We start from the raw sequence: 9,914 nt of genomic DNA on the forward strand, positions 1-9,914 counted from the left end.
GGCTGCGGCTTCTTCGACGCCGGCAGCGTCGCCGTCACCACCCCGCTCGACGGCGTCCATCTCGACGCCGAAAACACCCGAAACATCGGCAAGGCGCTGGCACCATTGGTGCGCGTGATGCTGGAACTCTAGAAATCAGGGAGAAATCCGTGGCTGAATCCTACGACGTCATCATCATCGGCTCCGGCCCCGGCGGCTATGTCACGGCGGTGCGTTCCGCGCAGCTCGGCTTCAAGACGGCGATCGTCGAGCGCGAGCATCTCGGCGGCATCTGCCTCAACTGGGGCTGCATCCCGACCAAGGCGCTGCTGCGCTCGGCCGAGATCATGCACTATTCGGACCACCTCAAGGACTACGGCCTGAAGCTCGAAGGCGGCAAGGTCAGCGCCGACACCGCCGCGGTCGTCGACCGCTCGCGCAAGGTGTCGCTGAGGCTCAATGGCGGCGTCGCCTTCCTGATGAAGAAGAACAAGGTCGACGTCATCTGGGGCGAGGCCAAGCTTTCGAAGCCGGGCGAGATCGTCGTCTCCAAGACGGCCAAGAAGCCGATGGAGCCGCAGCCGCCGGCGCCGAAAGGCGTCAAGGGCGAGGGCACCTACACCGCCAAGCACATCATCCTTGCCACCGGCGCGCGGCCGCGCGCGCTGCCCGGCATCGAGCCGGACGGCAAGCTGATCTGGACCTATTTCGAAGCCATGGTGCCGAAGGAAATGCCGAAGTCGTTGCTGGTGATGGGTTCCGGCGCCATCGGCATCGAGTTCGCCTCCTTCTACCGCACCATGGGCGCCGAGGTGACGGTGGTCGAGCTGCTGCCGGCGGTGATGCCCGTCGAGGATGCCGAGGTCTCGAAGTTCGCGCAGAAGCAGTTCGAGAAGCAAGGCATGAAGATCATCCTCGAAGCCAAGGTGACCAAGGTCGAGAAGGGCGCCAACTCGGTGACGGCGCATGTCGAGATGAAGGACGGCAAGGTCGAGAAGATCACCGCCGACCGCATGATCTCGGCCGTCGGCGTGCAGGGCAACATCGAAAATCTTGGCCTTGAGGCGCTGGGTGTGAAGACCGACCGTGGCTGCGTCGTCGTCGACGGTTACGGCAAGACCAACGTGCCCGGCATCTACGCCATCGGTGACGTCGCTGGACCGCCCATGCTCGCCCACAAGGCCGAGCATGAAGGCGTCGTCTGCATCGAGAAGATCGCCAATGTCCCGGGCGTTCATGCCACCGACAAGCAGAAGATCCCCGGCTGCACCTATTGCAACCCGCAGGTCGCCTCGGTCGGCCTGACCGAAGCCAAGGCCAAGGCCGAAGGCAAGGACATCCGCGTCGGCCGCTTCCAGTTCGGCGCCAACGGCAAGGCGATCGCGCTCGGCGAGGACCAGGGCTTCATCAAGACGATCTTCGACAAGAAGACCGGCCAGTTGCTCGGCGCGCACATGGTCGGCGCCGAAGTGACCGAGCTGATCCAGGGTTTCGTCGTGGCGATGAACCTCGAAACCACCGAGGAAGAGCTGATGCACACCATCTTCCCGCACCCGACCCTGTCGGAGATGATGAAGGAAAGCGTGCTCGACGCCTATGGCCGCGCATTGAACGCATGATAAATTGGCCGCCCGAGACTCACCTGCGAAAGCCTGGGGAACTCGGCGGCAAGGCAGTTCGTTTCCGGATGCATTTTCACCCGTCACAGGAGGAGTTGGCATATGGACGTGAATGGCGTGGGCTGGCTGGCAGCCATCATCATCGGCGGTCTGGCGGGCTGGCTCGCCGAGATGGTGATGAAGAGCAACACCGGCATCTTCATGAACATCATTATGGGCATCGTCGGCGCGGTCGTGCTGAACGCAATCCTGCAAGCCCTCAATTTCCAGTCTTTCGGCGTCGGCTGGTTCGCCTATCTGGTCACCGGTTTCATCGGCGCCTGCCTGCTGATCTTTATTGGCCGGCTGGTGCGCCGTTAGCCGGCATCGATACCGCTATGCGAAAAAGGCCGTGGCGGCATGCGCCGGCGTGGCCTTTTTCTTTGCGCCGAAAAGTCCTAAGTGACGTTGGAATGCGAGCGCCGGGCAGGCGATCGCGCAGCAACCGGGTTTGAAATGGTCACTGTCCTCGACACGATCGCCAATGCGCCGCGCGTGCGGCACCCCGAAAAGGCGCACAAGCCGGACCAGGAGGTGCTCCGCAAGCCCGACTGGATCCGCGTCAAGGCGCCGGTCTCGAAGGGCTACGCCGAGACACGCGAGATCGTGAAGTCGCACAAGCTGGTGACTGTGTGCGAGGAAGCCGGCTGCCCCAACATCGGCGAGTGCTGGGACAAGAAGCACGCCACCTTCATGATCATGGGCGAGATCTGCACCCGTGCCTGCGCCTTCTGCAACGTCGCCACCGGCATCCCGACCGCGCTGGATGCCGATGAGCCGGCGCGCGTCGCGCATGCCGTCAAGCAGATGGGGCTGAGCCACGTCGTCATCACCTCGGTCGACCGCGACGATCTTGCCGATGGCGGCGCGCAGCATTTCGCCGAGGTCATCCGCGCCATCCGCGCCGCCGCGCCCTCGACCACGATCGAGATCTTGACGCCGGACTTCCTGCGCAAGGACGGCGCGCTGGAGATCGTCGTGGCGGCGAAGCCCGACGTCTTCAACCACAATCTGGAAACCGTGCCGTCGAACTACCTGACGGTGCGGCCGGGCGCCCGCTATTTCCATTCGATCCGGCTGCTGCAGCGCGTCAAGGAGCTCGACCCGTCGATCTTCACCAAGTCCGGCATCATGGTCGGTCTAGGCGAGGAGCGGAACGAGATCCTGCAGCTGATGGACGACCTGCGCTCGGCCAATGTCGACTTCATGACCATCGGCCAGTACCTGCAGCCGTCGAAGAAGCACCATCCGGTCATCCGCTTCGTCACTCCGGAGGAATTCAAGTCCTTCGAGACGATCGGCAAGACCAAGGGCTTCCTGTTGATGGCGTCGAGTCCGCTGACGCGCTCCTCGCATCATGCCGGCGAGGATTTCGCCAGGCTGCGCGCGGCGCGTGAAGCGCAGCTCAAAAAGACCAGCTAATCCCCGAATGCCGAAATTCGAAGCCACCCGCCGCGTCGCCCATACGCCGCAGGAGATGTTCGCGCTGGTCGCCGACGTCGAGGCCTATCCGCAATTCCTGCCGCTGTGCGAAGCGCTCAGCGTGCGCTCGCGCAAGGAGCGCGACGGCCGCACCGTCCTCCTTGCCGACATGAGTATAGGTTACAAGGCTATCCGCGAGACCTTTACCACCCAGGTGCTGCTGAAGCCCGACGAGAAGGCCATCGACGTCAAATACATCGACGGCCCGTTCAAATATCTCAGCAATATCTGGCGCTTCGACCCGGCCGATAGCGGCTGCGAGGTGCACTTCTTCATCGACTACGAGTTCAAGAGCCGCATTCTTGGCGCGCTGATGGGCACGATGTTCGACCGCGCCTTCCGCATGTTTGCCGAAGCCTTCGAAAAACGCGCCGACCAGATCTACGGCGCAAGAACGGCCTGACCGGAACGAGGGGGCTAGTCCAGCGCCCGCAATCCCAGTTCCAGCGCGTGCCGCACCGTCTCGTGGCGGATGAACTCGCGCCCCTTGTGGGCGAACAGTTGGTGCTCGGCGACGATCGGCTGGCCGGCCAACGCAAGCCCGAACCAGACGAGGCCGACCGGCTTGTCGGCCGAACCGCCGCTCGGGCCGGCAATGCCGGTAACGGCAAGCGAGAGGCTCGCCCGCGAATGCGCCAGCGCGCCCGCCGCCATTTCAAGCACCGTCTCGCGTGAGACGGCGCCATGCGCGTCGAGCGTTGCGGCGGAAACGCCGAGCATGTCCATCTTGGATTCGTTGGAATAGGTGATGAAGCCGCGGTCGACCACGGCGGAGGAACCGGCAATGTCGGTGAGCGCGGCGATGATCAGGCCGCCGGTGCAGCTTTCCGCCGTCGCCAGCATGATGCCGCGCTGCTGGCAGGCCAGGAGCACGGCGTTCGCGAGTTCGGCGTTGCTCATTCGGGGACCTCACCTGGAAAGACGACGCTGGCGGTGGCGATCGCGGCTATGCCTTCCTGGCGGCCGACGAAGCCAAGCTTCTCATTGGTGGTTGCCTTGATCGAGATGCGCTCGCCGCTATGCTCGGCATTTCCGGCGAGCGCAGCCGTCATCGCCTCGCGGTGCGGGCCGACGCGCGGCGCCTCGCAGATCAGAGTGATGTCGGCATTGGCGATGCGTCCGCCGCGCCCGCGCACCAGCTTGGCCGCATGTTCGACGAAGATCTTCGAGGCGGCGCCTTTCCACTGCGGATCCGACGGCGGGAAGTGCGTGCCGATGTCGCCGGCGCCGCAGGTGGCGAGCAGCGCGTCGGTGAGGGCGTGAAGGCCGACATCGGCATCCGAATGGCCGGACAGCTTTCTGTCGTGCGGAATGGCGACGCCGCAGAGCGTGACATGATCGCCCGGTTCGAAGGCGTGCACGTCGTAGCCGTTGCCGGTGCGGATATCCGGAAAGCGCGGCCGTTCACCGGAAAGCCGCTGGTCGGCCATTGCAATATCCCTTGCCCAGGTGAGTTTGATGTTGTCCGGTGATCCCGGGACAAGTTTCACCGGTATGTGCGCCCATTCGGCGATCGCCGCATCGTCGGTGAAATCGGCCTTGCCGAGATGATGGGCCTTCTCATGCGCGGCAAGAAGCGGCCAGAAGGGAAAGCCCTGCGGCGTCTGCGCGGCATGCAGCCCGTTCCTCGACACGGTCTCCTCGATCATACCGGCCGCCGATTCGCGCTTCAGCGTGTCGGCAACCGGCAAAGCAGGCAGCGCGCCCTGCCGCTCGCCGATGGCGTCGATCGTGCGGTCGATCAGGGTCGCGTCGACGAAGGGACGCACGGCGTCATGGACGAGCACCCGGCCCGGCGCGCTGTCCCTGAGCGCCAGCAGGCCCAGCCGCACCGAGGCCTGGCGCGAATCTCCGCCCGTGACCGCAAGGACGCGATCGGCGCTGGCGCCGGCGGCGTTGCGGAAGAGCTCGCCGTCGTCGGCGTGGATGGCGACGATGACCGGACCGGTCCTCGGATGCGCCAGGAACGTCTCCAGCGTGTGGGCGATGACGGCGCGGCCACCGATCCGCTGATACTGCTTCGGTCCATTGGCCTGCCCGGCGCGCGCGCCACGGCCGGCCGCGACGATTACCACCGCGACCTTGTCGTCCAAACTCTGATTTTTACTTGCGTCCGTCATTGCGGTTTGGCTTAGCGCACGATCCCGAAAAGTGTAATCGGTTTTCGGAAAAGATCGTGCTTCAAATATGAATTCCAGGGCGTCCTTTACGCATCCCGCAGGACGCACGGTGCTTTGGCCCGCGGGACAAGCCGATGCCCGGCTATTTCCCAAATGCGCCTTAATGTGACGTCATTGCGCGTTGCACATCGACTTGCTTCTGGCTAGAGAATGTGCAGAAATCCGATATGCTTGGTTTTTGTGCATGCCCGAATTGACCAAATTGGCCTTGCCGCTCGATATTGGCGGCGTGAGTATCCGCAATCGCGTCTTCCTGGCGCCGATGTCGGGGATAACCGACGAGCCGTTCCGCCAGCGCGCGCATCGGCATGGCGCCGGACTGGTCGTGTCGGAGATGGTGGCCAGCGGTGAGCTGGCGAAGGGCAGGGCTGGCTGCGACCTGCGCATCCGCCATTCCGGTCTGCCGGTACACATGGTCCAGCTTGCCGGCCGCGAGGCTGCGCATATGGCCGAAGGCGCGCGGATCGCCGCGGGCGAGGGCGCCGATATCATCGACATCAACATGGGCTGCCCGGCCAAGAAGGTGACGGGCGGTTATGCCGGCTCGGCATTGATGCGCGATCTCGACCACGCGCTATCGCTGATCGAGGCGGTTGTCGGCGCCGTTGAGGTGCCGGTGACTGTGAAGATGCGTCTCGGCTGGGACGAGAGCGCCCTCAACGCGCCGATGCTGGCGCGCCGCGCCCAACAGGCCGGGGTGAGGATGGTGACGGTCCATGGCCGCACACGCTGCCAGTTCTACCAGGGCAAGGCCGACTGGCGCGCCATCGCGCGCGTCAAGGAAGCCGTCTCGATCCCGGTCGTCGCCAACGGCGATGTCGGATCGCCGGCGGAAGCGGCCGTCATCCTCGAGCAATCGGGCGCCGACGCGGTGATGATCGGACGTGCGCATTATGGCGCACCGTGGATCGCGGGCAGTATCGCTGCCTCGGCCGCTGGCGAAACAATGTCCGGCGTTCCCGCAGGCCCGCAGGCTTTGGCCGACTACATCATCGCCCACCACGCGGACATGCTGTCGCTCTACGGGATCGAAAGCGGGTTGCGCCAGGCGCGCAAGCATCTCGGCTGGTATCTCGACCGCCACGCGGCCGGTGTTTCGCCGGAGCTGCGCAAGCGTATCCTCACGTCTTTCGTGCCGGACGAGATCGTTGGCGGACTGCGCCAGGCATTTGCCGATATTGCTGGGGCAACGAATCTGCGGAGCGCGGCATGAAGGCGACCGCCCCGAAGAGCCCCGACATGGCGGACGCCGCAAACATCGTACTCAACACCATCCGCCGGCCGGTGATCATGGTCGATCCCCAAGGCTTCATCACCTTCGCCAATGCCGACGCGGAGGATTTCTTCCGCTCCAGCGCCACCATGCTTGCCCGCAACACGCTGCCGAAGCTGGTGCCCTTCGGCAGCCCGCTGCTGACGCTTGTCGACCAGGTCCGCGAGCGGCTGGCGCCGGTCAACGAATACCGGGTCGATGTCTCGTCGCCGCGCCTCGGCATCGAAAAGATGGTCGACCTCTATGTCGCGCCGGTGCCGGAGTTCCCCGGTTCCGTGGTGGTGATGTTCCAGGAACGGTCGATGGCCGACAAGATCGACCGGCAGATGACGCATCGCGGGGCTGCCCGCTCGGTCACCGGCCTTGCCGCCATGCTGGCGCATGAGATCAAGAACCCGCTGTCCGGTATCCGTGGCGCCGCCCAGCTCCTCGAGCTCTCGGCCTCCGACGAGGACCGTGCGCTGACCCGGCTGATCACCGACGAGACCGATCGCATCGTCTCCCTCGTCGACCGCATGGAGGTGTTTTCGGACGAGCGGCCGATCGACCGCTACCCCGTCAACATCCATGTCGTGCTCGACCACGTGAAGGCAATTTCCAAGAACGGTTTTGCCAAGCGGATCAAGATCTTGGAGGAATACGATCCATCGTTGCCTCCGGTCTTCGCCAACCGCGACCAGCTGATCCAGGTATTCCTCAACCTGGTCAAGAACGCCGCCGAGGCGATCGGCTCGGACCCGCAGGGCGAGATCTCGCTGTCGACCGCTTTCCGGCCGGGCATCCGCGTCTCGGTGCCGGGAACGCAGGACCGCGTCTCCCTGCCGCTGGAATTCTGCGTGCGCGACAATGGTCCAGGCGTTTCGGAGGACATACTGCCGATCCTGTTCGACCCTTTCATCACCACCAAACCGAACGGCTCGGGCCTTGGTCTGGCGCTGGTGGCCAAGATCGTCGGCGAACATGGCGGCATCATCGAATGCGATTCGACGCCGCGCGGAACCACCTTCCGCATCCTGATGCCGGCCTGGAAGGAAACCGCGCACGGCGTCGAAGAAGAAGCTGAAGGGGACCGCACATGACCGCACGCGGCAATATTCTGGTCGCCGACGACGATGCGGCCATCCGCACCGTGCTCAACCAGGCGCTGTCGCGCGTCGGCCATGAGGTGCGCGTCACCTCGAACGCCTCGACGCTGTGGCGCTGGGTGGCGGCGGGCGAGGGCGACCTGGTCATCACCGATGTGGTGATGCCCGACGAGAACGCCTTCGACATGCTGCCGCGCATCAAGAAGGCGCGGCCCGAGCTGCCGGTCATCGTGATGAGCGCGCAAAACACGTTCATGACCGCCATCCGCGCCTCCGAGACCGGCGCTTATGAATATCTGCCGAAGCCGTTCGACCTGACCGAGCTGCTCAACATCGTCAACCGGGCCCTGGCCGAGCCGCGACGGCCGAAGCTCGACGCGCGCGCCGACGACCAGCCGGAGACGATGCCGCTGGTCGGCCGCTCGGCCGCCATGCAGGACATCTACCGCATGCTGGCGCGGATGATGCAGACCGACCTGACAGTGATGATCAGTGGCGAGTCCGGCACCGGCAAGGAGCTGGTGGCCCGCGCGCTGCACGAATATGGCCGCCGTCGCGGCGGCCCGTTCGTGGCCATCAACATGGCGGCGATCCCGCGCGACCTGATCGAATCGGAACTGTTCGGCCATGAGAAGGGCGCCTTCACCGGCGCGCAGAACCGCTCCACCGGCCGCTTCGAGCAGGCCGAGGGCGGCACGTTGTTCCTGGACGAGATCGGCGACATGCCGATGGAGGCGCAGACGCGCCTGCTGCGCGTGCTGCAGCAGGGCGAATACACGACGGTTGGCGGCCGCACGCCGATCAAGACCGACGTGCGCATCGTTGCCGCCACCAACAAGGATCTGCGCGCGCTGATCAACCAGGGGCTGTTCCGCGAGGACCTGTTCTATCGCCTCAATGTCGTGCCGCTGCGGTTGCCGGCGCTGCGCGAACGCTCCGAGGACATTCCCGACCTGGTGCGGCATTTCTTCAAGCAGGGCGCCAGCGAGGGGCTGCAGACAAAGCGCATTTCCTCCGGCGGCATCGAGCTGATGAAGCGTTACCCGTGGCCCGGCAATGTGCGCGAGCTGGAAAACCTGGTGCGCAGACTGGCAGCGCTCTATTCGCAGGATGAGATTTCGGCCGAGATCATCGAGGCCGAACTCAAGACAGGCGAGCGGCCGGTCGTCCCCGGCGGCGGCGCACTCATTCCCGACGATCTCTCCATCGGCCAGGCGGTGGAGCATTTCCTGCAGCGCTATTTCGCCTCCTTCGCCGGCGACCTGCCGCCAGCCGGCCTCTACCAGCGCATCCTCGCCGAGGTCGAGTATCCGCTGGTGCTGGCCTCGATGACGGCGACGCGCGGCAACCAGATCAAGGCGGCGGAGCTGCTCGGGCTCAACCGCAACACGCTGCGCAAGAAGATCCGCGAGCTCGGCGTCAACGTCTACAAGTCCTCCAGGCAGGTCTAAAATCGCCCTGAAAGGGCAATGAGCCGGGGAAAGATTTCCGTCTCGGCCACACTTGTTGCATAATCGCCACAATGCGTTGCATACATCCGACGCAATCACTGACTCTTAGACGGCGATATGGCTTCCCAGGCCCCGACACTGAACGAACCGCTTTTCAGCAAGCCCGGCGCAGAGGACAGGCGCCGGCTTCTGGCGCTGCCTGGCGTGACGGCGATTGCCGGCGCGTTGATCACGGCGGCGATCTCCTTTGCGATTCTCGTCGGCGCCACGCCGATCACGCCTGACGCAAGGGCCACGCTGGCGCTGATCGCGCTCAATGCCGTCTTCGTCCTGTTCCTGATTGCGCTTATCGGCCGCGAGGTTCACCGTATTGTGATGGCGCGCAAGCACGGCAAGGCGGCGTCGCGGCTGCATGTGCGCATCGTGGCGATGTTCGCGCTGGTCGCCGCCATTCCTGCCATCATGGTGGCCATCATCGCCTCGATCACGCTCGACATCGGCCTCGACCGCTGGTTCGAGATCCGCACCAAGACGATCGTCAATTCGTCGCTGTCGATCGCCGACGCCTATGTACAGGAGAACGCGCGCAACCTGCAGGGCACGACGCTGTCGATGGCCTATGACCTCGATGCCTCGCGCACGCTCTATGGCCTCGACCGCACAGGCTTCCTCGATCTGATGAACAAGGAAGCGGTTGGCCGTTCGCTCGCGCATGCGGCGCTGATCAAGCCCGACGGCTCCTTCGTGATGAGCGCCAAGACCGACGCCGACTTCGCCATGCCGGAGCCGCCGCCCGGCGCGGTGGA

The 9,914-nt window shown here is 64.7% G+C and carries 9 protein-coding genes and 2 pseudogenes; 9 read left to right on the top strand and 2 right to left on the bottom strand.

The features are described from left to right. The 5 genes and pseudogenes from EN780_RS19030 to EN780_RS19050 all read left to right on the top strand — a co-directional run. A pseudogene (locus tag EN780_RS19030) lies at nucleotides 1-132 on the top strand (arylesterase); the annotation flags it as partial. Nucleotides 133-149: 17 nt separating this feature from the next. After that, entirely contained in the window at nucleotides 150-1,598 is a 1,449-nt protein-coding gene (gene lpdA / locus EN780_RS19035; protein ID WP_128274989.1) for a dihydrolipoyl dehydrogenase, read from the top strand. A 102-nt stretch (nucleotides 1,599-1,700) separates the two neighbouring features. Beyond that, complete coding sequence (locus tag EN780_RS19040; protein ID WP_128274990.1) at nucleotides 1,701-1,958, top strand: GlsB/YeaQ/YmgE family stress response membrane protein; 258 nt, start codon at nucleotides 1,701-1,703, stop codon at nucleotides 1,956-1,958. A 135-nt stretch (nucleotides 1,959-2,093) separates the two neighbouring features. Then, nucleotides 2,094-3,059 carry a lipoyl synthase gene (gene lipA, locus EN780_RS19045; protein WP_127284097.1) on the top strand — a complete coding sequence of 322 codons (966 nt, stop codon included), beginning with the start codon at nucleotides 2,094-2,096 and terminating at the stop codon, nucleotides 3,057-3,059. 7 nt (nucleotides 3,060-3,066) lie between these two features. Beyond that, nucleotides 3,067-3,522 carry a type II toxin-antitoxin system RatA family toxin gene (locus EN780_RS19050; protein WP_127310261.1) on the top strand — a complete coding sequence of 152 codons (456 nt, stop codon included), beginning with the start codon at nucleotides 3,067-3,069 and terminating at the stop codon, nucleotides 3,520-3,522. 14 nt (nucleotides 3,523-3,536) lie between these two features. Here the strand turns inward: EN780_RS19050 and EN780_RS19055 are convergent, their stop codons facing one another. Further along, the gene (locus EN780_RS19055) at nucleotides 3,537-4,019 is read right to left on the bottom strand and encodes a CinA family protein (protein WP_128274991.1); all 483 of its coding nucleotides are present in this window, start codon (nucleotides 4,017-4,019) and stop codon (nucleotides 3,537-3,539) included. Further along, complete coding sequence (locus EN780_RS19060; RefSeq protein WP_128274992.1) at nucleotides 4,016-5,239, bottom strand: bifunctional 2-C-methyl-D-erythritol 4-phosphate cytidylyltransferase/2-C-methyl-D-erythritol 2,4-cyclodiphosphate synthase; 1,224 nt, start codon at nucleotides 5,237-5,239, stop codon at nucleotides 4,016-4,018. The genes EN780_RS19055 and EN780_RS19060 overlap by 4 nt, the downstream gene beginning before the upstream one ends. Before the next feature lie 244 nt (nucleotides 5,240-5,483). Here EN780_RS19060 and dusB point away from each other — a divergent pair, with 244 nt between their 5' ends. The 4 genes and pseudogenes from dusB to EN780_RS19080 all read left to right on the top strand — a co-directional run. Then, nucleotides 5,484-6,512, top strand: coding sequence for a tRNA dihydrouridine synthase DusB (dusB, locus tag EN780_RS19065; protein WP_128274993.1), 1,029 nt, complete (start codon nucleotides 5,484-5,486; stop codon nucleotides 6,510-6,512). Beyond that, nucleotides 6,509-7,651: a nitrogen regulation protein NR(II) gene (locus EN780_RS19070; RefSeq protein ID WP_127310265.1), complete on the top strand. Its 1,143-nt coding sequence runs from the start codon at nucleotides 6,509-6,511 to the stop codon at nucleotides 7,649-7,651. The genes dusB and EN780_RS19070 overlap by 4 nt, the downstream gene beginning before the upstream one ends. Further along, nucleotides 7,648-9,108, top strand: coding sequence for a nitrogen regulation protein NR(I) (ntrC, locus tag EN780_RS19075; RefSeq protein ID WP_127310266.1), 1,461 nt, complete (start codon nucleotides 7,648-7,650; stop codon nucleotides 9,106-9,108). Before EN780_RS19070 ends, ntrC begins: the two co-directional genes overlap by 4 nt. Before the next feature lie 117 nt (nucleotides 9,109-9,225). Further along, a pseudogene (locus EN780_RS19080) lies at nucleotides 9,226-9,914 on the top strand (PAS domain-containing sensor histidine kinase); the annotation flags it as partial.

The sequence above is a fragment of the Mesorhizobium sp. M4B.F.Ca.ET.089.01.1.1 genome (assembly GCF_004022605.1).
GTDB classification, from domain to species: domain Bacteria; phylum Pseudomonadota; class Alphaproteobacteria; order Rhizobiales; family Rhizobiaceae; genus Mesorhizobium; species Mesorhizobium abyssinicae.